We start from the raw sequence: 22,590 nt of genomic DNA on the forward strand, positions 1-22,590 counted from the left end.
TCCGCCGGAAGGTCACGGCACGCGGCGCACCAAGAGGGCCGCCCCCCGGTCCCATGACCGGGAGACGGCCCTCTTCGCCTCGGCCTCAGCGCGGCAGGCGCGTCACAGCAGCCCGTCCCACATCTGCTCCAGCAGAACCGACCACCAGCTCTCCGGCGAACCCAGCGCCGCCGGATCCAGCGAGGCCAACTGGGCCTGGAAGTCGACCGTCCAGCGACCGGCCTGCTCCTGGTTGAGCCCGAACCGCAGCCGCCACATGCGGCCGAGCAGCGCAAGGCAGCGCTGGAACTCGGGCAGTCCCGAGTTCACGAACTGCGGCGGCACGGGCACACCCCCCGGCCCCGCCTCCACGGGCACCGCGACGATGTTCGCCGTGCCGTACTGCACACAGAGCGCCTTGCCGAAGTCGCTGCCCATGACAAGGTACGAGCCCGCGTCCGAGGCAGGCTGAACCCCGCGTTCGGCCGCCAGCTCCGCCAGTGTCGGCACCGGCCGCCCCGGCTGGGCCTGCGCCCAGAAGAAGGGACCCATGTCCACCGGCAGTCCGGCCACCACCAGCGTGTGCGCCACGATCGGCGGCACGCCCTGCCGGGACACCGCCGCCTGCTCGAAGTGGAACACGCCCGGCCCGAACGCCGCACCCAGTTCCTGTGCGATCCCCTCCGGCGGCACCGGGGGCGACGGCTGCACCGGAGGCAGCGGCGCCCGCACCGGCGCCATGCGTGCGGGACCGTCCGCCACCTGGTGCAACTCGCCCTGGTGCGCCAGCAGCTGCTGCATGCCCTGCTGCCGGCTCGCGTGGTCCGTGCCGTACGGCGCGATGCTCGTGATCCGCGCCTGCGGCCACTGCTCCCGGATCATCCGCGCGCAGTACGCGCCCGGCAGCTCGCACGACTCCAGCTCGGTGTGCAGCTCCAGCACCTGGTCCGGCGGCACGTTCATGGCGCGCAGCTCGTGGAAGATCTGCCACTCCGGGTGCGGCGTACCCGGCGCCGATCGCCGGATCAGCTGCTGTTCGGAACCGTCCGGCGCGCGGTAGCGCAGCACCGCCTGGTAGCCGGGACCGACGGTCGGCTGTCCGGGTGGCTGCTGCGGGTAGCCGTATGCCGCCGGTCGGCCCGGCATCGGCTGTCCGGGCACCGGCTGTCCAGGCACCGGCTGCCCCGGAGGCGGGGGCACCGCGCCCGGCGGCGCCGACTGCGGCGCGCCGGGTGCCGGGGGCGGTGGAGGCGCACCTGGGCCGCCCACCGGGGGCGCGGCCAGCACGGTCTCCGCGTGGTGAACGGCCCCACGCGCGCCCCCCGCGGAACCACCCGGCGCGGCCGACGGGCCCGGCATCCCCTGGGCGCCCGGGGCGGCAGGAGCGCCCGGCGCGTGGGACACGCCCGGGGCGCCCGGCGACTTCGGTGCGCCCGCCTGTCCTGTGGCTCCGAGCTGGTTCGGGTCGGCCAGCATCGTGGCAGCGTGGTGCACTCCGCCGGGAGGTGTACCGCCCGGCGCACCGGGAACTCCCGGGGCGCCCGGCGGCTGAGGTGCGCCCGGGGCGTTCGGCGCGCCCGGGGCGCTCGGCCCCTGTTGCACGCCCTCGGCTCCGTCCGGCCCCAGCGCCGACACCATCTGCGTCGGCACGTAAGCACCCGCCGCGCCGGGCGCACCCGGCGGCGGAGGCACGGCGTCCCCCTGCCCTCCGCCCGGCATGCCCGGGGCACCCGGCGGAGGCGGAGGCGTGGCGCCCCTGCCGCGGCGCGGAGGCGGCGCGGCCTTGCTGGTGGCGGCGTCGGCGATGTCACCGGCGTTCGGCGCGAGCGGCCGTCCCGGATCGCCCGGGGGCTGCGGCGCACCAGGCACCGGAGCGCTCTGGGGAGCGCCCGGAGGTGGAGTCGCCGGGACCCCGGGAGCGCCGGGACCCTGCGGATAGCCGTACGAGGGAGCGCCCGGAGGCGGCGGCGTGCCGCCCGCCGGGTAGCCGTAGGACGGCGCACCCGGCGCGGGGGCACCCGCGGGGGGCGCGCCCGGGGTGCCGGGGCCCTGGGGATGGCCGTACGCGGGCGCACCCGGAGGCGGAGGCGGCGTGCTGCTCGGCGTGGGCGTCACCGCGGGGGCGCCCGGCACCGCCGACGCGCCCTCGGCCCGCGCCGCTTGCGCATCCCCCGGCGCACCAGCACCGCCATGCGCCCCGCTCATGCCCTGCACCACCGGCGCACCCGACTCGTCGAGCGCGGGCGCCACCGCCGTCCGCGGAAGCCGGCTCCCGCCCGCCATCAGCGCCGTCTTGGCCTCCGGTGCGGTCACCGGTGGCAGGTCCTCGTCCGCGTCCCCGCTCAACTGGGGCGCGAACACAGTCGCCGGAAGCGGAACGGAACGGTCGTCACCCGGGTCGGCGTTGGTGTCCGTGCCCGTCCACGGCGTGGCCCCCTCCGGCACGGGCACCGCTTGGGGCCCACCCGGAACCGGGACGCCGGGACCGGCCTGCGTCGGGGCAAGAGCCCCCGACCCCGCGCCCACAGCCGCACCCGCACCCGCACCCGCAGGACCACCGGCAGCACCGGACTGCGCGCCGCCGGCACCGGGAACACCGCCACCGCCGGCCGCCCCGGTCCCGGAGCCGGCCTCGGCCGCCCCGGCCGCGGCAGCCGCAGCGGCGGACCCGTCGCGCTCACCGCTCCGCCGGTCCTGGATCCCCAGCTTGTCCGCCGCTTCCTGCAACCACTCCGGCGGACTCAGCAGGAACGACGTCTGGTTCAGATCGACCCGTGCCGCAGGGGCCGGTACCGCGTCCTGGGGCTCGTCGGCCCGCCCGTACTCCTCCTCGTACCGGCGGATCACCTCCCCCACCGGCAGCGCCGGCCACAGCGTGGCCTCGCCGCTGTCCCGGGCGATCACCAGACGCTGCGCGCCCCCGTCCGAACGCGGGCCGTCCGCACGGTCCTCGGCCCACACGACGAACCCGAGCTCGAACTCCCGCACCCGCACCTCACGGTGCTGATACGCGGGAACGTCCCCGTTGACCCACTCCTCCGCGCGCTCCTGCGCCTGCGCGAACGTCACCATCGCCAGCTCACTCCCCGACCACGGAAGAACCCGCGGAGGAACCCGCGGGCGAGCCCGCAGAATCCCCCACGGAAGAAACGGGTACCGGACGCGCGAACCCGCCGTCCACCATCAGATTCGCCACCGTCTCCAACTCCGGCGGATTCCCGGCCAGCCGGGACAGGAAGTCGTCGAAGTCGTCTCCGCACGGCAGCAGCAGCCGCTCCGCACGCTCCGCCGGCGTCCACGCCGGATCCACGTCCCGCGCGTCGTCGTACGCGCAGAACCACACCGAACCGACCCGGTCGCCCTTCACCTTCACGGCCAGCAACCCGCCCTGCACGAACCCGACACCCAGGTAGTCCTTGGTCAGATGGTCACGCAGACACTTGTTGACGTACACCAGGTCGTTGACCGCGGCCTCGTCCCGCACCGTGAAGAACGGCTGGTCGACCAGCAGTCCCAACTCGGCGTCCAGCGCCGCCCCCACCGGCGCGCAACCGCCCGCCGCCTTCAGGAACGACCGGTACGCCCCCGGCAACCGGTAGCCCAGGTCCTCCTCGACCCCCAGCACCTGCTGCTCCGTCACCGCCACACCCGACTTCGGCAGCCGGACATGCGCCGGGCGTGTCTCCTGCAACGGCCGCGTGCCCCGCTTGGTCTGGTCCACCGACGCCGTCGCCACACCACCGTGGTGCCGCAGCAACGCCTTCACCTCGACCGGAACCAGTTCCAGCCGCCGCGAGTGCACCGCGTGGTGCCACGTCCAGCCGTGCGGCGTCGCCACGTTGGGCACGGTGTCCCACAGCGCGTGGCCGCTCGCCGCCTGCGCCGCGTTGGCCGACACGTAGTCCGTCAGCCTCAGCTCGTCCACGCCGAAGCCCTCCGGAGGCTCCGCGATCTCCACCGCCGCGCGTGCGTAGGGCGAGAAGTCGGGGTAGCCGCGCTCGTCCACCCGTACCCCTCTGGGGTGACGGGCGGCCCGGACGGGATCCGGGAAGTGCACGACCTGCCCGGCGTAGGCCGCGTTCGGCGGCGCGGCTTGCTGCCCGAGCCGACCTGTCGTCATGGCGGTTGCCCCCTGCGGCACTCTGTACGAGCCGACAGCCACCGGACCTTCCGGTTCCGGCTCGCCACGCCCCGTATCCGACTGTCTCCAACGGTCTCCACGCGTTGACCGCGCCCATCGCGGTGCCGACAGCCTATGCGGTGCGCCGACCCCGGTCACCGGGCCTCCGCTTTCGTCACCGGACGTCACTCACCGTGACAATCCGGCCGGCCACTGGCGTGTCGCCCGGCCCCAGCTTCCGCACACACCACGCCATTTGGCACTCTGGGGCGACCGGGGGATGCTCGGGAGGGGATGACGATCATGAACGCCACACGAACAAGCGCACACGAAGCGCCGCACTCCAGCGCGCCCGCCGGCTCCCACACCGCTTCCGGCGACCCGCGCACCGCGACCGGCGCCCCCCGCCCCGGCTCCGGGGATCCCCGCGTCGGCTGGAGCTCCGCCGAGGCCCCGCACGCCCCCACGCTCCGTCACCGCCGCGACGGAATCCTGCCCACCGTGGCCGCCGCACTCTCGGTACGCGGGACCACCCTCACCGCCACGGCTGCCCGCGGCGAGACGCCTCCCGCCCTGCACCCCCTCGTCCAGGACTTCCTCGACACCCTCACCAGCGGCCAACGGGACCGTTTCACCGGCCGCTGCGCCGAGACCGTCCTCATCTCCCGGCACATCGCCACCGCCGACACAGCCCGCAGCAAGCGCGCCGCCCGCAAACCCATGACCAACGGCGAGGCACGCAGAGCCCTCAAACAGGCCAAACTGACCGCCCGTCACATCCGCGAGGACGGCGACCCCCTCCACGGCGGCTTCTCCCACCCCTGCCGCGCCTGCACCGCCCTCAGCGCCCACTTCGGCGTCCGCATCGTCGACCCGGCGACACCCGCCGACTGACCACGGAGCGCCTCACCCGATGGCCGCCACCCGAACGAGCCCGACACCGGGCCCGCCCCACCGGCGTCACCCGATCCGGCCCGCACCGTCCCCTACGGCCGCAGTCACCCGATCGGGCCGGCACCGACCGATCCGGCCCCGCCACCCGGCCCCGCCACAGCCCCGCCCCGATCCGACCGGCGACACGCCGCGGGAGCGCCGTCACCGACACGCACGGACCGATGCACACTCACTGACACAGACTCACCGACACACAGTCCACCGCCCCACGAACACCGGCGCAGAGCACCGCCCCACGAACACCGACACCGACACCGACACCGACACCGACAGACGAGCATCGACTCACCAACGGCGCCGCACCATCGGCGGCGCACCACAACAGAAGAACCGACGAGCCAGGGCAGATGCACACCGACCGCACCTCCACCACCCGTTTCTCCGTTCCCGTCGACGCCGCCCTGCGCGCCGCCGGCTGGCAACCCGGACGCTGGGACATCAAACAGGCCGAGATCTGGGCCGACGCCCTCCGCGAACACACCTCCTCCGCAGGCCACCGCCACGCGGTCTTCCCCGCCGCGGTCGAGGCCTGGGCCGAGTTCGGTGGCCTGAGCATCTCCCCCGTCGGCCCCGGCCGCCAGATCGCCCCCGCCGCCCTCCACCTCGACCCCCTGCGCGGCCTGCACATGGCCCGCACCCTCGGCGACCTCGGCCGTGCCCTCGACACCGAGGTGAGCCCCCTGGGCACCGAGACCGGCACCGAAGCCCTCCTCGCCATCGACAGCGAAGGCCGCGTCTACGTCCTCGACCACACCGGCGACTGGTACCTCGGCCCCGACATCGACCAGGCCCTCGCCACGCTCGTCTCGGGCCTGGAACCGGTACGCCTCACCGCAGGATGACCCACCCGTCCCACCGCACGCCGACCACCACAGAACACCGAAACCCAGGACGCCGAAACCCAGAAGCGCGGAAACCCAGGGACGCCGCCCCCCCGGGGCGCGGCGGACACCCCGGGAAGCCGAACCCACGGGACATCGGCGCCCCGTGACGCCGGCAAACGGCACCGCCGGACACGCGCACCGGACAACGGCACCTCGCACGAGGCAACCACCCGTCCCGCCGGCCCCGGCCCGCCGGCACCCGCCCGTCCGCCGGCATCCACGCAGCCGGGCCCGCCTAGACCGACGCCGGAATCACCGCCGACACCCGGAACCCCCCGGCGTCCGTCGGCCCGGACACGAACACCCCGCCCAGAGCGACCACCCGCTCCTTCATCCCCACCAGGCCGTTGCCCCCCGACGGCAGCCCGGCCGACGACGCCGACCCCACCTCCGGCGGCGGCTCGTTCTCCACCTGCATCGCGATCTCCGAGACCCGATGCGCGAGCCGCACGTACGCCTTCGCCCCCGCCGCATGCTTGTGGACGTTCGTCAGCGCCTCCTGCACGACCCGGTACGCCGTCTGCTCCAGCTGAGGCGCGTACGAGCGCGCCTCCCCCTCCACGGACAGATCCACGACCATCCCCGCAGCCGCCGACTGCCCCACCAACTCCGCCAGCTCCGCCAGCCGAGGCCCCTCCGCAAGACCCTCCGCGAACCCGTCCGCGGGCTCCTCCGCCACCCGCGAAGCCGCCGCGGCCGCGGCCGCGGCCGCACCCACCGCGGCGAGCGGCACCGACACCGTCGCCCGCCGGCCGACCACGTCCTCGCCGCTGCGCAGCACCCCGAGCATCTCCCGCAACTCGGTCAGCGCCTGCCGCCCCATGTCCCCCACCAACGCCGCGTTCCTGACGGCCTTCTCCGGGTCCTTCCGCGCGACCGCCTGCAACGCCGCCGCGTGCACCACCATCAGGCTCACCCGGTGCGCAACGACGTCGTGCATCTCCCGTGCGATCCGCGTGCGCTCCTCGTTGCGGGCCCACTCGGCCCGCTCCTCCGCCCGCTCGGCGAGCAGCTGAAGCTCCCGCTCCAGGCTGTCCGCCCGCTCGCGGAGGCTCTCCATCAACCGCCGCCGCGCGCCCACGTACAGACCCAGCAGCACCGGAGGCGCGGTCACTCCCAGGGACGTCGTGATGGAGGCGAACGGCACGAACCAGTCGCCGATCGCCACGTCCCCGTGCGCCATGTCCTGCCGTACCCGCACCAGCGTCACGATCAACGTCCCCACCAGGGACATCCCCGCGAGTGCGCCGATGATCCGCCGCGGCAGCTCCGACGCCGCCAGTGTGTACAGGCCCACGATGCCCATCAGGAAGCCCATCTGGGCCGGCGTGATCGCGATCGATACGAGCACCACCGCGATCGGCCACTGCCGGCGCACCAGCAGCACCGACCCGGCCAGCACACCGAACACGACACCCGCCGCGGCCGGAATCCCCGCGTCCCGCGCGAACGGGATGCCCTCCACCGCGCACTCCGCCGCCGACACCAGCGCCAGGCCGACGTCCAGCACCGCACTGCGCCGCCGCGGCCACCACCACGGCCCGAAGGGCCCGGTCCGGCCCGCCGCGTGGTCATCCCCCGTCGTGGTCATGCCTCCAGCCTACGGGCGGCGGCCACGGCTTTTCCGGCGAGTTTCCGGTACCGCCGCGGTCCACGCCCGGTGACCGAGCCGGGCCGAAACCCACCGGTATCCGTCGAACTGCCGAAGCGATCGGGCGGGGCTCGCCATCGGTTGCGGCCACCGGGCCGTGATCCACGGGACGGCGGACGTGGCGGGCGCCGAACACCATGACGCGACCCGGTCGGCGGCGTCCAGGCGACCGGTCTCCGGCGGACGGCCCTCGACCAGTGCGCCCCGAGGACGGTCCGCGAGAACCTGGGGGACGTGCGTCGCGGCCGTCCTGTCGGCCCGGTTCTGCCGGGCGCCGGCGTGTACCGTCGCGGCGAGGGCCGGTGGACCGCAATCGCGGCTCGGGTGCAAGGGCGTCTCCGGTAAGGTCTGAAGCGCCGTCCCCCGTGGTGTAACTGGCAGCACACTGGTTTTTGGTACCAGCAGGACAAGGTTCGAATCCTTGCGGGGGAGCCACACCAGACCTCACTCCGGGCCCTGACCCAGACAGATCGGGGCCCGCTCCCATGTACCCCGGGAAACGCCCCGGTATCCTGCGGTTGTCCACCCCCACCCCACCAACAGCCGAAGGGCAACCCCGTGAGCGCCATTCGCCCGGCAGCCGTCGTCGTACTCGCAGCGGGTGAGGGCACCCGTATGAAGTCGGCCACACCGAAGGTCCTGCACGAGATCTGCGGTCGCAGTCTCGTCGGTCACGTGCTGGCCGCAGCCCGTGAGTTGGACCCCGAGAACCTGGTCGTCGTGGTCGGGCACGCACGCGAGAAGGTCACCGCGCACCTGGCGGAGACCGCGCCGGGCGTCAGGACGGCCGTGCAGGCGGAGCAGAACGGCACCGGGCACGCCGTCCGCATGGGGCTGGAGCAGCTCGGCGGGGGCGTGGACGGGACGGTCGTGGTCGTCTGCGGTGACACGCCCCTGCTCACCGGTGCGACCCTCGCCCGGCTCGCGGCCGCCCATCACGACGACGGCAACGCCGTGACCGTGCTCACGGCGGAGGTGCCGGACGCGACCGGCTACGGCCGCATCGTGCGCGACGACACGGGCGCCGTGACCGCGATCGTGGAGCACAAGGACGCGACCGAGGTCCAGCGGGAGATCCGGGAGATCAACTCGGGTGTGTTCGCGTTCGACGGGCAGTTGCTCGCGGACGCGCTGAAGCAGGTGCGCACGGACAACAGCCAGGGCGAGGAGTACCTCACGGACGTCCTCGGGATCCTGCGCGAGGCCGGCCACCGCGTCGGCGCCTCGGTCGCGGGCGACCACCGGGAGATCGCCGGGATCAACAACCGGGTGCAGCTGGCCGACGCGCGTCGCGTTCTGAACGAGCGGCTGCTGACGGCCGCCATGCTGTCCGGTGTGACGGTGGTGGACCCGGCGACCACGTGGGTCGACGTCACCGTCACCTTCGAGCAGGACGCCGTCATCCATCCGGGTACTCAGCTGACCGGTGTCACGCATCTGGCGGAGGGTGCCGAGGTGGGCCCGAACACCCGCCTGAAGGACACGCGGGTCGGGGCCGGGGCGCGGGTCGACAACACGGTCGCGGACGGCGCCGAGGTGGGTCCGCGGGCCGCGGTGGGACCGTACGCGTATCTGCGTCCGGGCACGCGGCTGGGGACGCAGTCGAAGATCGGTACGTACGTGGAGACGAAGAACGCCCGGATCGGTGAGGGCACGAAGGTGCCGCACCTGTCCTACGTGGGCGATGCGACGATCGGTGAGTACTCGAACATCGGGGCCGCCAGCGTGTTCGTGAACTACGACGGCGAGAAGAAGCACCACACGACCGTCGGGTCGCACTGCAAGACGGGTTCGGACAACATGTTTGTGGCTCCTGTCACGATCGGGGACGGCGCCTACACGGCTGCCGGCTCCGTGATCACCAAGGACGTGCCGCCCGGTTCGCTGGCCGTGGCCCGTGGTCAGCAACGGAATATCGAGGGCTGGGTGGCGCGCAAGCGTCCCGGCAGCCCGGCCGCGAAGGCGGCCGAGGCGGCCTCCCACGAGAGCGGCGGCGAGGACTGACCGGAAACCGGCACGTCGAAGTCGGCGTACCGTGATAACTGCACACCCGCACCCCACCAGCTGAGACGACCTCTCACGCCCAGTGGCGAGGTCTGCTCGACACCCAGCTGCGACACCTCTGAGGAGACAGTGCTGTGACCGGGATCAAGACGACCGGCGAGAAGAAGATGATGTTCTTCTCCGGCCGCGCCCACCCCGAGCTTGCCGAGGAGGTCGCCCACCAGCTGGGTGTCGGGGTCGTCCCGACGAAGGCCTTCGACTTCGCCAACGGTGAGATCTACGTCCGGTACCAGGAGTCGGCACGTGGTGCCGACTGCTTCCTGATCCAGAGCCACACGGCTCCGATCAACAAGTGGATCATGGAGCAGCTGATCATGATCGACGCGCTGAAGCGCGCGTCGGCCCGTTCCATCACGGTGATCGTGCCGTTCTACGGTTACGCGCGGCAGGACAAGAAGCACCGCGGGCGTGAACCGATCTCGGCGCGTCTGATCGCGGATCTGATGAAGACGGCGGGTGCGGACCGGATCCTGACGGTCGATCTGCACACGGACCAGATCCAGGGCTTCTTCGACGGCCCGGTGGACCACCTGTTCGCGCTGCCGCTGCTGGCCGACTACGTGGGCCGGAAGGTCGACCGGGAGAAGCTGACGGTCGTGTCGCCGGACGCGGGCCGGGTGCGGGTGGCGGATCGCTGGTGCGACCGTCTGGGTGCGCCGCTGGCCATCGTGCACAAGCGGCGCGACAAGGACGTGGCGAACCAGGTGACGGTCCACGAGGTCGTGGGCGAGGTGCGGGGCCGGGTGTGCGTCCTGGTCGACGACATGATCGACACGGGCGGGACGATCTGTGCGGCCGCGGACGCGCTGTTCGCGCACGGCGCGGAGGACGTCATCGTGACGGCGACGCACGGCGTGCTGTCGGGTCCGGCGGCGGACCGGCTGAAGAACTCGCGGGTGAGCGAGTTCGTGTTCACGAACACGCTGCCGACGCCGAGCGAGCTGAACCGCGAGCTGGACAAGATCACGGTGCTGTCGATCGCTCCGACGATCGCGTCGGCGGTGCGTGAGGTGTTCGAGGACGGCTCGGTGACGAGCCTGTTCGACGAGCAGTGATCGGCACGGAGCGCGTGCAGTAAGGGTTCTGCACGTGCTTCCGCCGTGATGCTCGGCGGGCCTCCACGGCCCGCGGTGATCCTTTTGGGTGCGGCCTCCCCGTACGAGTAGACTGCTGCAGTTGCTCGGCGAGGGAGGCCGTGTTCCGTTCGGGACCGGCGCTCCGTTATCGACGCGCTCTTCGTAGCAGGCCGTTCGTGGCCGGGTGACCACGTCCGTTTCCGCTTCCTACGAGGAGTGATCATCATGTCCGAGGTGAAGCTCAGCGCCGAGACGCGCACCGAGTTCGGCAAGGGCGCCGCGCGCCGTATCCGCCGCGAGAACAAGGTTCCCGGTGTGCTGTACGGCCACGGCACGGAGCCGGTGCACCTGGCGCTTCCGGGTCACGAGCTGCTGCTGGCGCTGCGCACGCCGAACGTCCTGATCTCCCTGGACATCGACGGCAAGGCCTCCGAGCTGGCCATCCCGAAGGCTACGCAGCGCGACCCGCTGAAGGGCTTCCTGGAGCACGTCGACCTGCTGCTGGTCAAGCGCGGCGAGAAGGTCACGGTCGAGATCCCGGTGCAGACCGAGGGCGAGCTGGCTCCGGGCGGCAACCTGCTCGAGCACGTGCTGACCGCGCTTCCGGTCGAGGCCGAGGCCACGCACATCCCTCAGCACGTGACGATCTCCGTCGAGGGCCTGGCGGCCGGTGCCTCGGTGCACGCCAAGGACGTCAAGCTGCCCAGCGGCGTGTCCCTGGCCGTGGACGAGGACGCGGTGGTCCTGCAGGTCCTGCAGGCGCAGGCCGAGGAGGCCGCCGAGGGCGCCGAGGGCGAGGGCGAAGGGGTCGCCGAGGCCTGATCCTCGCGGTTCGTCGTCGGTCAGCCGCTGTTCCCCACGGGGGCAGCGGCTGACGCGTATCGGCGTCCCCCTCGGCTCACAGCGCCGCGCCGGAGGCTCCCGGCGCGCATCAGCGCGTCTCTGCGCCTCTCGGCGCGTACCGACGCGTGCGGCGATCGCGTATCAAGGAGACATGCACGTGACGACCGATGCCAGTGCCCCCTGGCTGATCGTGGGGCTCGGCAATCCCGGGCCGGAATACGCCGGGAACCGGCACAACGTCGGGTTCATGGTGGCGGACCTGCTGGCGGAGCGGATCGGCGGCCGGTTCAAGCGGGCGAGCCGGGCGCAGGCGCAGGTGCTGGAAGGCCGGATCGGCCCGCCGGGGCCGGCGAACCGGCGAGTGGTGCTGGCGAAGCCGATGTCGTACATGAACCTGTCGGGCGGGCCGGTGAACGCACTGCGCGACTTCTACAAGGTGCCCGCGGCGCATGTGGTGGCGGTGCATGACGAACTGGACATCGACTACGGCACGCTGCGGCTGAAGCTGGGCGGCGGGGACAACGGCCACAACGGCCTGAAGTCGATGACGAAGGCGATGGGCGCGGAGTACCACCGGGTGCGGTTCGGGATCGGGCGTCCGCCGGGCCGCATGCAGGTGGCGGACTTCGTGCTGAAGGACTTCTCCGCGACGGAGCGCAAGGAGCTGGACTACTTCGTGGACCGGGCCGCGGACGCGGTGGAGTGCCTGGTGATCGAGGGACTGGAGCGGGCGCAGAGCACGTACAACACGTGAGACGAGCGCCGCGAGGGAGGGGTGCGGTGAGGGTCCGGTGCCGACGCGGCGGTCGACTTTGCCCCGCATGAGTTGACCGGGTGCAAGGTCATGGCCAAAGATCTCGGCCATGTTGTCTGCCGTCACCTCCTCTCGGGCCTCCGTCGCCGCGCTGCGCTTCGGGCGGACCGCGGCGACGGGCGCACTCGCGGCGCTGATCCTGGTCGCGGGTGTCTGGGCGTCGTGGGGCACGGCCCAGCACGTGATGCTGACCAGGGGGCGGGAGCAGGGCACGGTCGAGGTGGCGCGGTGCGGGGAGCACACCTGCACGGGTCCCTTCACGCCGCGGTCACCCGGGCCGCGGGCACGACCTTCGGTGGTGATCGAGCGGACGGTCGCCGTGCGGCGGGGCGAGACCTACACGGTGGTGCTGAAGCCGGGCACCGACGAGGTGGTGCGGTCGGGTCCGGCGGGCGTGCTCTACGCGTGGGTGCCGCTGGGCGGTGCGCTGCTGCTGGCGGCGGTCGTGGTCGCGGGCGGTCTGCGGCGCACGCGCGCGGCGTGGGTGCTGGCGGGGGCGGGGGCGGCTCTGCTGACGGCGGCCTTCGCGGCGGTGTGACCACGTCCTCCCGCGCTCACCGGACTGCCGCGCCGTGCCGCGCCCGCAGCTCCGGAGCCCCGTGCCCGCGCGTGACCGCGCGGCCACGGGGCGGCTTCGGGCGGAACGGACAGGCACGGGCGTCGTCGACGCGTGCGGCCGACACGGCAGGGCCGACGCACGGGCGTTCCCGACGCCGGTGCGGCGACGAGAGCCACACCCCCGGCGGGGCGCCACGCGGCGGCGGCCGAACAACCGGACGACCCGGCGGCCGTACGGCCGGGCGATTCGGCCGTACGCGCACCCCCGCAGACGGCGATACGGCGGTGCCCTTGGGTGCGTTCCCGGGGGCACCGCCGTATCCGCGTCCGCGTCCCGCCCGCCGGCGTCAGCCGGTGTTGCGCAGGCCGGCCGCCACGCCGTTCACGGTGAGCAGCAGGGCCCGCGACAGCAGCGGGTCGGCCTCCTCCTGGGCCGCGGCGGCGTCGCGCTGGCGCTTCAGCAGCGTGACCTGGAGGTAGGAGATCGGGTCCAGGTAGGCGTCGCGGATGGAGAAGGTCTGCTTCAGCACGGGCTGGTGGTCGAGGAGATCGGCCTCGCCGGTGACGCGCAGCACCTCCTGGACGGTGAGCTCGTGCTCGGCCCTGATGGTGTCGAAGACGTGCTTGAGCTCGTCCGGCACGAGGGTGTCGACGTAGTGCTGGGCGATGCGCAGGTCGGTCTTGGCCAGGGTCATCTCGACGTTGGAGATGAAGTTGCGGAAGAAGTGCCACTGCTCGTGCATCTCTTCCAGGACGGTGTCCAGTCCGGCCTCGCGCAGTGCCTTCAGACCGGAGCCGACGCCGAACCAGCCCGGGACGATCTGCCGGGACTGGGTCCAGCCGAACACCCACGGGATGGCACGCAGGCCGTCGAGGCCGGCGCCGGAGTCGGGACGGCGCGAGGGCCTGGACCCCAGATGCAGCTCGGCGAGCTGGTCGACGGGGGTGGAGGCGAAGAAGTAGGCGGGCAGGTCGGGGTCCTCGACCAGGCGGCGGTAGGCGGCGTGGGCGGCGTCGCTGACCACGTCCATGGCGGCGTCCCAGCGGGCGAGGGCCTCGCCGGACTGGCGGGGCGCGGTGTGCAGGGCGGAGGCCTGCAGGGTCGCGGCCACCGTCAGCTCCAGGTTCTCCCGGGCCAGGGACGGGATGAGGTACTTGTCGGAGATGACCTCGCCCTGCTCGGTGACCTTGATCTCGCCCTCCAGGGTGCCCCAGGGCTGGGCGAGGATCGCGTCGTGCGAGGGGCCGCCGCCTCGGCCGACGGTGCCGCCGCGGCCGTGGAAGAGGCGCAGCCGGACGCCGTAGCGGTGGGCGACGTCGCGCAGCCGGCGCTGGGCGCGGTGGATCTCCCACTGCGAGGTGGTGATGCCGCCGAACTTGGAGGAGTCGGAGTAGCCGAGCATGACCTCCTGCACGTCGCCCCGCAGCGCGACCAGGCGCCGGTAGGACGGGTCGGAGAGCATCTCCTCGAGGATGGTGTCGGCTGCCTTGAGCTCGTCGGTGGTCTCCAGCAGCGGCACGATGCCGATCTTCGCCCAGCCGGCGTGCAGGTCGAGCAGCCCCGCCTCGCGGGCGAGGACGGCGGCGGCGAAGACGTCGTCGGCGCCCTGACACATGGAGATGATGTACGACTCGATGACCTCGGGTCCGAAGACCTCCAGGGCCCGCTTGACCGTCTGGAAGACGCCGAGGGTCTTCTCCCCGGCGGCGTCGACCGGGGCCGGGGTGGGGGCGAGGGGCCTTCTGGACCGGAGTTCCTTGGCGAGCAGCTTGGTGCGGTACTCGCGGGGCATGTCGGCGTACCGCCAGGACTCCTCGCCGAGGCGGTCGAAGAGCTGGCCGAGGGCGTGGTGGTGGGCGTCGGCGTGTTCGCGGACGTCCATGGTGGCCAGCTGGAGGCCGAACGCGGCGAGGGTGCGGATGATGCGGTTGAGGCGGCCGTCGGCGAAGAGGCCTCCGCGGTGCTCGCGCAGCGAGGTCTGGACGAGGGTGAGGTCCGCCAGCAGCTCGCCGGTGCCGAGGTAGTCGCGGCCCGGCTCGTGCGGGGTGCCCTTGGCGAGGCGCTGCTTGGTGTTCTCCAGCTTCTGCCGGATGCAGGTGGCCTTCAGCCGGTAGGGCTCCTCGGCGTTGAGGCGCTTGTAGCGGGGGCTGATCTCGGGCAGGCCTTCGAGATCGGCCTGGAGCGATTCCAGCAGTTCGGGCGTGGCGCCGGCGTAGCGGATGGAGTTCGACAGGAAGCCGCGGAGTTCGTCGATCATCTCCAGGGCGTCGTTGATGCCGTGTTCGTGCTGGAGGATGAGGACGTCCCAGGTGACCTGGGGGGTCACGTTCGGGTTGCCGTCGCGGTCGCCGCCGATCCAGGTACCGAAGGTGACGGGGCGGGTGTCGTCGGGGAGCGTGACGCCGACGCGCTCCAGCTCGGCGGTGAGGTCCTCCAGGACGTCGCCGACGGCGCCGGCGTGGAGTTCGTCGAGGTAGTAGATGGCGTTGCGGGCCTCGTCGGCGGGTTCGGGGCGTACGACGCGCAGCTCGTCGGTCTGCCAGACGAGGTCGATGTTCTCGGCCAGCCGGGTGTCGTGGCGGCGACGGTCGGAGTCGATGACCGGCTCTTCCAGGAGCGCGGCGATGCGCCGGAGCTTGTTGAGGACCGACCGGCGCGCGGCCTCGGTGGGATGCGCGGTGAAGACCGGGCGCACGTTGAGGTGCTCGACCGTCTGGCGCAGGTGTTCGGGGTCCGCGTCCTTGAGTCGGTCGGCGGTGCGGGAGAGCAGGCCGCCCTCTGCGGCGCGCCGGGCGCGCAGCTCCCGTCCGCGGTGGACCTGCTCGGTGACGTTGGCGAGGTGGAAGTACGTCGAGAAGGCGCGGACCAGCTGGGCCGCGGTCTGCAGTTCGGTGCCGCGCAGCAGCTCGGCGGCGGCGTCGCCGTCCTCGCGGGTGAGGCGGCGGACCTTCTCCACCAGGTCCAGGAGCTCGGGCCCCTCCTGCCGGACGAGGGTCTCCCCGAGAAGGTCACCCAGTCGGCGGATGTCGGCGCGCAGCTCGGCGTTGGTGGTCGCCGTGGACACGTTCTGGTCGTCGGCACTGCTCACAGGTGCGGCTCCTTGCAGTGTTGAAGCTCGTCTGGAGGGAACCCGGAGGTCGGCTCGGGCGGCGGCTGCCGCATACGGGCCGGACATCCGGGAAGAATTCACAGCGGACCGCGCTGTCCGACCGACTCAAGGATAGGTGCCGGTCGGGACGCGCAGACTCTCGGGCTCTTGCCGCCGGGTGATGCGCTGCCATACTTACGACGCCGTAGGTTACGGAGGCGTAGGAACGTGTCCGCGATTCCGGCCGGACGGCAGCTCCCTCGACCCTCGACCCCACAGGGGACGCCCATGACCGCAAGCTCCGACGTGATCGAAGACGCCCCGAAGGCGGACGCCGAGCCGATGCCGTCCGCCACGTTGGGCGGCGAGCAGAAGCGCTCGATCGAACAGATCACCCTTCTGCTCTTCATCACCGTCCCGTTCCTGGCGCTGATCGCGGCGGTGCCGCTGGCCTGGGGCTGGGGGGTGAGCTGGCTGGACATCGGGCTGCTGGTGTTCTTCTACTTCCTCGGCTGCCACGGCATCACCATCGGCTTCCACCGTCATTTCACCCATGGTTCCTTCAAGGCCAAGCGCCCGCTGAAGATCGCGCTGGCGATCGCCGGCTCGATGGCGGTCGAAGGTCCGCTGGTCCGCTGGGTCGCGGACCATCGCAGGCACCACAAGTTCTCCGACGCGGAGGGCGACCCGCACTCGCCGTGGCGGTACGGGGAGACCGTTCCGGCGCTGCTGAAGGGCCTGTGGTGGGCGCACGTCGGCTGGATGTTCGACGAGGAGCAGACTCCGCAGGAGAAGTACGCACCGGACCTGATCAAGGACCCTGCGCTGCGGGCGGTGTCCCGGCAGTTCGTGCTGTGGACGGTGCTGTCACTGGCGCTGCCGCCGCTGGTCGGCGGGCTGGTGACGATGTCGTGGTGGGGCGCGTTCACGGCGTTCTTCTGGGGTTCACTCGTCCGGGTGGCGTTGCTGCACCACGTGACCTGGTCGATCAACTCGATCTGCCATGCGGTCGGCAAGCGCCCGTTCAAGTCGCGGGACCGTTCGGGGAACGTGTGGTGGCTGGCCGTGCTGTCGTGCGGCGAGTCCTGGCACAACCTGCACCACGCCGACCCGACGTCGGCGCGGCACGGAGTGGACCGCGGCCAGCTGGACTCGTCGGCGCGGTTCATCCGCTGGTTCGAGCAGCTGGGCTGGGCGTACGACGTGCGCTGGCCGTCACGCTCACGTATCGATTCGCGCCGCAACGACGACCGGGACGGCTCCCGGCGCGGGAAGGTGACGGCCGAGGCGGCATGATTGACGCCGTGGCGACCGACTCCAGCAGCACCTCCAGCAACGACAAGCCGCGGCGTGCGCGTCGCACCCGGATGACCGGTGCCGAGCGCCGCCAGCAGCTGCTGGAGATCGGTCGCACCCTGTTCGCGGCCAAGGGCTTCGAGGGCACGTCGGTGGAGGAGATCGCGGCGAAGGCCGGGGTCTCCAAGCCGGTGGTGTACGAGCACTTCGGCGGCAAGGAGGGCTTGTACGCGGTGGTGGTGGACCGCGAGATGCGGCGCCTGCTGGACATGGTGACGGGCTCCCTGACCGCCGGTCATCCCCGCGAGCTCCTCGAACAGGCGGCCTTCGCGCTCCTGGACTACATCGAGGAGTCCACCGACGGGTTCCGCATCCTGGTCCGGGACTCGCCGATCCCGCAGTCGACGGGCTCGTTCGCCTCACTGATCTCCGACATCGCCACGCAGGTGGAGGACATCCTCGGCAAGGAGTTCAAGTCCCGCGGCTTCGATCCGAAGCTGGCCCCTCTGTACGCGCAGGCGCTGGTCGGCATGGTGGCGCTGACCGGCCAGTGGTGGCTGGACGTGCGCCGCCCGAAGAAGGCGGAGGTGGCGGCGCACCTGGTGAACCTGGCCTGGCACGGCCTGGACGGGCTGGAGCCGAGGCCGCGGCTGATCGGGCACCGAAAGAACTGACGGGCGGCCTCCGGTGCGGCGCATCGGAGGCCCCCGCTCATTCGGTGAACTCCAGCCGGTTGCCGACGGGGTCCTCGCTGTAGAAGCGACGGCGGTCCGGCAGAGCGTCGTCCCAGGTGACGGGGGCCTTGTGGGCGGCGAGCCGGTCGGCGCACGCGTCGATGTCCGCCACCCGCAGCCCCGGGTGGGCCTTCCTCGCCGCCCAGGTGCAACTGCACCCCGCCGGCCCGGAACCAGCAGCCGCCGCGAGCGGCGAGCGCGGCGGGCTTGGGGATCTCCGTCATGCCGAGGACGCCGGCGTAGAAAGCCCGCAGCCGTTCTTCGCTGCCCGGCGGCGCCGCGAGCTGCACATGGTCGACGGCGGTGATCATCACGCGGCCTTCCGGGCGACGGCGAACAGTCTGCGGAACGGCAGGACGGTGCCGTACGGGGCGCTCGGGTAGGCCCGGCGCAGCAGGTCGCGGTACTCGGCGACGAAGGCGTCGCGGGAGGCGGGGTCGTCGGCGAGGACGGTCAGGACCGGGCGCAGGCCGGAGCCCTCGACCCAGTCGAGGACGGGGTCCTCGCCGGGCAGGACGTGCGCGTACGTCGTCTGCCACACGTCCGTCTCGCAGCCGAGCCGGGCGAGGGTGTCGAGGTAGGTGCCGGGGGCGTGCACGGAGTCCTCGTGGCGCAGCACGTCGCCGACGCGGTCGCGCCAGCGCGGGTCGCGGCCGAGTTCGCGCATCAGGACGTGCAGGGGGGCGTCGATGTTGTCGGGGACCTGGAAGGCGAAGGTGCCGCCGGGGGCGAGGGCGTCGATCCAGTCGGCGAACCGGTTCAGGTGCCCGTCCACCCACTGCAGGGTGGCGTTGCTGATGATCAGGTCGTACGGCTCGGCGGGGACCCAGTCGCGGGCGTCGGCGGGGGCGAAGTCGAGGCGTCCGCCGCCCGGGACGGGCCCCTCGTGCTCGGTGACGGCGCGGTCGAGCATCGCGGGCGAGTTGTCGTAGCCGGTGATGTGGGCGTCGGGCCAGCGGTCGGCGAGGGTGGCGGTGACATTGCCGGGTCCGCACCCGAGGTCGGCGATGCGGGGCGGCTTTCCGGGGAGTTCCGGAACGCGGGCCAGGAGATCGGCGAAGGGGCGCGCGCGGTGTCCGGCGTGGCGGAGGTACTGGGCGGGGTCCCACGTGGCAGCAGGCACGGGTGGGCCTCCTTCGGAGACGAGGGGCGGCTCTGACCACCAGCCTGCCTCGCAGATATCTTGACGTCAAGAGACTTCACGTCGACACAACCACTACACTGATCGCCATGGAGGACGAGGTCGATCGGCTGGTCGCAGCGTGGCGCCGGGAGCGCCCGGACCTCGACGTGGAACCGCTCGAGGTGCTCAGCCGGGTGAGCAGGCTGGCCCGGCACCTGGACCGGGCACGCCGTCTGGCCTTCTCCGAGCACCAGCTGGAGCCCTGGGAGTTCGACGTGCTGACCGCGCTCCGGCGCGCGGGATCCCCGTACCAGCTCTCCCCCGGCCAGCTGCTGACGCAGACGCTGGTCACGTCCGGGACGATGACCAACCGCATCGACCGCCTGGCCAAGAAGGGCCTGGTGGAACGGCTACCGGACCCCAGCGACCGGCGCGGCGTGCTGGTCCGCCTCACGGACGAGGGCCGCGACCGCGCCGACCAGGCGCTGGCCGGGCTCCTCGACCAGGAGCGGGCGATCCTCGCCGAGCTCTCCCGCGCGCAGCGCGGCGAGCTGGCGGCGCTGCTACGCCAGCTGACCGCCCCGTTCGACAACATCCCCGGCTAGGTCGGCGGGTCCGACGCCGGCCCGGCGGGCGAGGGCGACCGCGGCGAGCGTGGAGTGCACGCCGAGCTTGCCCAGCACGTTCTGCATGTGGGTGCGGACCGTGTGCGGGGACAGGTAGAGCCGTTCGGCGACGGCTTTGCGCCCCAGCCCGGCGACCATGCACCGCAGCACCTCCCGCTCCCGCGGGGTCAGCGACTGGACCAGCCGCTCACTCTCCGTGCGGTGTCTGCGGGCCGCGGTCAGCTCCCTGAGGACCCCGGTGAGCAGCGCGGGCGGCAGATGCGTCTCGTCGCGCAGCACACCCCGGACGACGGCCAGGAGCCGCGACAGCGAGCAGTCCTTGGCGACCCATCCGCAGGCTCCGGCCTGCAGGGCCAGCGCCGCCCGGCGCGGATCGTCCTTCTCGGCGAGCACGACGGTCCGGACGGCCGGCTGGGCACTGCGCACCCCGGCCACCAGCGAGATGCCGTCGACGAGACCGTCCTCGTTGCCCTCCTGCACCGGCACCGCGGGCCGGCCCGCGGGCACGTTGCCGCCCAGGTCGGCGTCGACGAGCGCCACGTCGTAGCGGCGCCCCTCGGCGGCCGCCCGCTCCAGGCAGCGCAACGCCGCCGGGCCGCTGCCGGCCGCGGAGACGTCGACGTCGGGCTCGGCCGCCAGAGCGGCGGCGAGCGACTCGGCGAAGATGCGGTGGTCGTCGACGACCAGGACTCGGATACGAACCACTGACTACCCCCCACTGGTCCGGGAGAACGCCGACCGGCGCGGGTACGACGCCCGGAGGGTCGCACATCCGGACGGCCGCCGCCGCACCGGAATCGCTACCCCCACTTCGAGCGCCGTACCCGACTGTCTCGCCCCCTGATCAGCACCGGCCCCCACCGGTGCTGCTCACAGATTAGGGCTGCCACCGTCCTGCGGAAGGCTATTTGCAGAACTGACCGCCGGGCACGTTTATGGTGTGCCGCATGTTTCGCATTGAGGCAGAAGTGAGCAAGGAGCGGCGCGATCTGCTCCACGCGCGCCTCCGGGACACGAACACGGCGGCCTCCCCGGTCCTGCGCGCCCTGCGCGCCGAACGCGACCGCCCCCTGCACCTCTGGGCGCTCGACGACACCGACACCCTGGCGGCCGGCCTCGTCGGCCACACCTGGGCGACGTGGCTGCACGTGACGTACCTGTGGGTGGACGAGCGGCATCGGGGGGAGGGACTGGGCTCGCGACTGCTGGCGGCGGCCGAACGGCTCGCCCGCGAGGAACACGGCTGCCGGAACGCGCGCCTGGAGACCTGGGACTTCCAGGCACCGGACTTCTACCGGAAGCAGGGCTACGAGGTGGTGGGTGTGATCCCGGACTACCCGCCGGGGATCACGGAGTACACGCTGGCGAAGCGGCTGACCTGACACGTCGGGACGGCCGGGAGCCTCGGGGCGCGCGGGCCCGGAACCCGGCGCGGGCCCGCACTCCCGCTTACTGGTTCCGGACGCCCGACGCGGACGCGGCGTCGCGGGAGGGGCGCACCGGGTGTCCGGGGAACCGGCAGCGGGCCGACCCGCCCGACGCCGGGCGCGCCTCTGCGCGCCGGGGTGGCGCCGGGATCCGGACCCGGCGCCGGCGTGCCGGCCCGGTCAGCGAAGGCGGCGGGCGCCTGGCGAGGGCACCGCCTGGAAGACGCGGGGGGCGGTGAAGCCGGCCGCGGTGAAGGCCTCCTCGACGGCCTTGGTGACGGCGTCGGCGTCGGCGGCCTCCGTCAGGACGATCGCCGAACCGCCGAAGCCGCCACCGGTCATGCGGGCGCCCAGGGCACCGGAGGCCATGGCCGTGTCGACGACCAGGTCCAGCTCGGGGCAGGAGATGGCGAAGTCGTCGCGGAGCGAGGCGTGGCCCTCGACGAGGACCGGGCCGATGGCGCGGGTCTCGCCGGACGTCAGCAGGGACACCACCTGCTCCACGCGGTGGTTCTCGGTGACGATGTGGCGGACCAGACGGCGCACCTCCTCCTCGTCGCCGAGGCGCGCCAGCGCCTCGTCCAGGTCGCCGTACGCCACGTCGCGCAGAGAGTCGACGCCCAGGAGGGCCGCTCCCTTCTCACAGCCGGCGCGGCGCCTGCCGTACTCGCCCTCGCTGTGGGAGTGCTCGACCTGCGTGTCGACGACGAGCAGGCACATGCCCTCGGCCGCGAGGTCGAACGGGATCTGCCGCTGCGACAGGTCGCGGGTGTCGAGGAACAGGGCGTGCCCCGACTCGCAGCAGGCGGAGGCCGTCTGGTCCATGATGCCGACGGGCGCGCCGACGTAGACGTTCTCGGCGCGCTGGCACAGGCGGGCCAGCTGCCAGCCCCTCAGGCCCAGTTCGAACAGGTCGTTCAGGGCGAGGGCCACCACCACCTCCAGCGCCGCCGACGACGACAGGCCCGCGCCGACCGGAACGGTGGCGGCGAGGTGGATGTCGGCTCCGGTCACCGGGTGCCCTGCCTCCCGAAGGGCCCACACCACACCGGCCGGGTACGCCGTCCAGCCGCGGTCGGACCGGGGTGCCGGATCCGCCGGGCGGAGTTCGGCGACGCCGCCCTCGACGTCCGCGGAGTGCAGGCGCAGCACTCCGTCCGTGCGGCGGGAGACGGCGGCGACCGCGGTGTGCGGCAGCGCGAACGGCATGACGAAGCCGTCGTTGTAGTCGGTGTGCTCGCCGATCAGGTTGACCCGCCCCGGCGCCGCCCACACGCCCTCCGGCTCGGCGCCGTACAACTGCGCGAACCGCTCGGCGACCGTCCCTGCCACAGCCTCGCTCATGTCCCCTG

18 protein-coding genes, 1 tRNA gene and 1 pseudogene are annotated in these 22,590 nt (G+C 72.7%); 12 read left to right on the forward strand and 8 right to left on the reverse strand.

All coding sequences use genetic code 11. The features are described 5' to 3' along the window. Positions 1-102: 102 nt before the first annotated feature. Together JS756_RS18385 and JS756_RS18390 are read right to left on the reverse strand one after the other, a co-directional pair. Positions 103-3,051, reverse strand: coding sequence for an SUKH-4 family immunity protein (locus tag JS756_RS18385; protein ID WP_205384192.1), 2,949 nt, complete (start codon positions 3,049-3,051; stop codon positions 103-105). Positions 3,052-3,058: 7 nt separating this feature from the next. Then, positions 3,059-4,099: an SMI1/KNR4 family protein gene (locus JS756_RS18390; RefSeq protein WP_205384193.1), complete on the reverse strand. Its 1,041-nt coding sequence runs from the start codon at positions 4,097-4,099 to the stop codon at positions 3,059-3,061. Positions 4,100-4,393: 294 nt separating this feature from the next. Between JS756_RS18390 and JS756_RS18395 the strand changes: the two genes are divergently transcribed. Continuing rightward, on the forward strand, positions 4,394-4,993 hold the full coding sequence (locus JS756_RS18395; RefSeq protein WP_438817327.1) for a YwqJ-related putative deaminase: 600 nt from the start codon (positions 4,394-4,396) through the stop codon (positions 4,991-4,993). Positions 4,994-5,400: 407 nt separating this feature from the next. Next, entirely contained in the window at positions 5,401-5,895 is a 495-nt protein-coding gene (locus JS756_RS18400; protein ID WP_205384195.1) for an SUKH-3 domain-containing protein, read from the forward strand. Positions 5,896-6,172: 277 nt separating this feature from the next. Here JS756_RS18400 and JS756_RS18405 read toward each other — a convergent pair whose 3' ends face one another. After that, positions 6,173-7,528, reverse strand: coding sequence for a sensor histidine kinase (locus tag JS756_RS18405; RefSeq protein ID WP_205384196.1), 1,356 nt, complete (start codon positions 7,526-7,528; stop codon positions 6,173-6,175). Positions 7,529-7,947: 419 nt separating this feature from the next. On the opposite strand from JS756_RS18405, the gene JS756_RS18410 reads away from it, so the two are divergent. The 6 genes from JS756_RS18410 (at position 7,948) to JS756_RS18435 (ending at position 12,923) form a co-directional block, all read left to right on the forward strand. After that, a tRNA-Gln gene (locus tag JS756_RS18410) sits at positions 7,948-8,023 on the forward strand. Between the two features lie 123 nt (positions 8,024-8,146). Then, the gene (gene glmU, locus JS756_RS18415) at positions 8,147-9,592 is read left to right on the forward strand and encodes a bifunctional UDP-N-acetylglucosamine diphosphorylase/glucosamine-1-phosphate N-acetyltransferase GlmU (RefSeq protein ID WP_205384197.1); all 1,446 of its coding nucleotides are present in this window, start codon (positions 8,147-8,149) and stop codon (positions 9,590-9,592) included. Between the two features lie 134 nt (positions 9,593-9,726). After that, positions 9,727-10,707, forward strand: coding sequence for a ribose-phosphate diphosphokinase (locus JS756_RS18420; RefSeq protein ID WP_205384198.1), 981 nt, complete (start codon positions 9,727-9,729; stop codon positions 10,705-10,707). Between the two features lie 246 nt (positions 10,708-10,953). Next, positions 10,954-11,550, forward strand: coding sequence for a 50S ribosomal protein L25/general stress protein Ctc (locus JS756_RS18425; RefSeq protein WP_205384199.1), 597 nt, complete (start codon positions 10,954-10,956; stop codon positions 11,548-11,550). 172 nt (positions 11,551-11,722) lie between these two features. After that, complete coding sequence (gene pth, locus JS756_RS18430; protein ID WP_205384200.1) at positions 11,723-12,325, forward strand: aminoacyl-tRNA hydrolase; 603 nt, start codon at positions 11,723-11,725, stop codon at positions 12,323-12,325. A 109-nt stretch (positions 12,326-12,434) separates the two neighbouring features. Beyond that, positions 12,435-12,923: a hypothetical protein gene (locus JS756_RS18435; protein WP_205384201.1), complete on the forward strand. Its 489-nt coding sequence runs from the start codon at positions 12,435-12,437 to the stop codon at positions 12,921-12,923. 367 nt (positions 12,924-13,290) lie between these two features. Here the strand turns inward: JS756_RS18435 and ppc are convergent, their stop codons facing one another. After that, positions 13,291-16,032, reverse strand: a complete 2,742-nt coding sequence (ppc, locus tag JS756_RS18440; protein WP_205384202.1) for a phosphoenolpyruvate carboxylase — start codon at positions 16,030-16,032, stop codon at positions 13,291-13,293. A 288-nt stretch (positions 16,033-16,320) separates the two neighbouring features. Between ppc and JS756_RS18445 the strand changes: the two genes are divergently transcribed. Next, positions 16,321-17,328, forward strand: coding sequence for an acyl-CoA desaturase (locus JS756_RS18445; RefSeq protein WP_205384203.1), 1,008 nt, complete (start codon positions 16,321-16,323; stop codon positions 17,326-17,328). Next, on the forward strand, positions 17,325-18,002 hold the full coding sequence (locus tag JS756_RS18450) for a TetR/AcrR family transcriptional regulator (protein ID WP_205384204.1): 678 nt from the start codon (positions 17,325-17,327) through the stop codon (positions 18,000-18,002). The genes JS756_RS18445 and JS756_RS18450 overlap by 4 nt, the downstream gene beginning before the upstream one ends. A 37-nt stretch (positions 18,003-18,039) precedes the next feature. On the opposite strand, the pseudogene JS756_RS18455 reads toward JS756_RS18450, so the two are convergent. Beyond that, positions 18,040-18,373, reverse strand: a pseudogene (locus JS756_RS18455) (VOC family protein). After that, positions 18,373-19,185, reverse strand: coding sequence for a trans-aconitate 2-methyltransferase (locus JS756_RS18460; protein ID WP_205384205.1), 813 nt, complete (start codon positions 19,183-19,185; stop codon positions 18,373-18,375). The pseudogene JS756_RS18455 and the gene JS756_RS18460 overlap by 1 nt, the downstream one beginning before the upstream one ends. 107 nt (positions 19,186-19,292) lie before the next feature. Here JS756_RS18460 and tamR point away from each other — a divergent pair, with 107 nt between their 5' ends. Continuing rightward, complete coding sequence (gene tamR, locus JS756_RS18465; RefSeq protein ID WP_205384206.1) at positions 19,293-19,790, forward strand: MarR family transcriptional regulator TamR; 498 nt, start codon at positions 19,293-19,295, stop codon at positions 19,788-19,790. Here tamR and JS756_RS18470 read toward each other — a convergent pair. Beyond that, positions 19,749-20,516 carry a LuxR C-terminal-related transcriptional regulator gene (locus JS756_RS18470; protein WP_205384207.1) on the reverse strand — a complete coding sequence of 256 codons (768 nt, stop codon included), beginning with the start codon at positions 20,514-20,516 and terminating at the stop codon, positions 19,749-19,751. The genes tamR and JS756_RS18470 overlap by 42 nt on opposite strands. A 242-nt stretch (positions 20,517-20,758) precedes the next feature. On the opposite strand from JS756_RS18470, the gene JS756_RS18475 reads away from it, so the two are divergent. Beyond that, positions 20,759-21,193, forward strand: a complete 435-nt coding sequence (locus tag JS756_RS18475) for a GNAT family N-acetyltransferase (RefSeq protein WP_240203948.1) — start codon at positions 20,759-20,761, stop codon at positions 21,191-21,193. Between the two features lie 225 nt (positions 21,194-21,418). Here the strand turns inward: JS756_RS18475 and galK are convergent, their stop codons facing one another. After that, on the reverse strand, positions 21,419-22,582 hold the full coding sequence (galK, locus tag JS756_RS18480) for a galactokinase (RefSeq protein ID WP_205384209.1): 1,164 nt from the start codon (positions 22,580-22,582) through the stop codon (positions 21,419-21,421). Positions 22,583-22,590 lie beyond the last annotated feature (8 nt).

The sequence above is a fragment of the Streptomyces actuosus genome, from assembly GCF_016921115.1.
In the GTDB taxonomy this organism is placed as follows: Bacteria; Actinomycetota; Actinomycetes; order Streptomycetales; family Streptomycetaceae; genus Streptomyces; species Streptomyces actuosus_A.

Bases quoted from the DNA above. Each gene is read 5' to 3' on its own strand.
- JS756_RS18400 (WP_205384195.1), top strand. From the start codon at position 5,401: ATGCACACCGACCGCACCTCCACCACCCGTTTCTCCGTTCCCGTCGAC.
- JS756_RS18450 (WP_205384204.1), top strand. From the start codon at position 17,325: ATGATTGACGCCGTGGCGACCGACTCCAGCAGCACCTCCAGCAACGAC.
- pth (WP_205384200.1), top strand. From the start codon at position 11,723: ATGCACGTGACGACCGATGCCAGTGCCCCCTGGCTGATCGTGGGGCTC.
- JS756_RS18385 (WP_205384192.1), bottom strand. From the start codon at position 3,051: ATGGTGACGTTCGCGCAGGCGCAGGAGCGCGCGGAGGAGTGGGTCAAC.
- JS756_RS18390 (WP_205384193.1), bottom strand. From the start codon at position 4,099: ATGACGACAGGTCGGCTCGGGCAGCAAGCCGCGCCGCCGAACGCGGCC.
- JS756_RS18405 (WP_205384196.1), bottom strand. From the start codon at position 7,528: ATGACCACGACGGGGGATGACCACGCGGCGGGCCGGACCGGGCCCTTC.
- JS756_RS18425 (WP_205384199.1), top strand. From the start codon at position 10,954: ATGTCCGAGGTGAAGCTCAGCGCCGAGACGCGCACCGAGTTCGGCAAG.
- JS756_RS18435 (WP_205384201.1), top strand. From the start codon at position 12,435: ATGTTGTCTGCCGTCACCTCCTCTCGGGCCTCCGTCGCCGCGCTGCGC.
- JS756_RS18395 (WP_438817327.1), top strand. From the start codon at position 4,394: ATGACGATCATGAACGCCACACGAACAAGCGCACACGAAGCGCCGCAC.
- tamR (WP_205384206.1), top strand. From the start codon at position 19,293: ATGGAGGACGAGGTCGATCGGCTGGTCGCAGCGTGGCGCCGGGAGCGC.
- JS756_RS18445 (WP_205384203.1), top strand. From the start codon at position 16,321: ATGACCGCAAGCTCCGACGTGATCGAAGACGCCCCGAAGGCGGACGCC.
- JS756_RS18475 (WP_240203948.1), top strand. From the start codon at position 20,759: ATGTTTCGCATTGAGGCAGAAGTGAGCAAGGAGCGGCGCGATCTGCTC.
- galK (WP_205384209.1), bottom strand. From the start codon at position 22,582: ATGAGCGAGGCTGTGGCAGGGACGGTCGCCGAGCGGTTCGCGCAGTTG.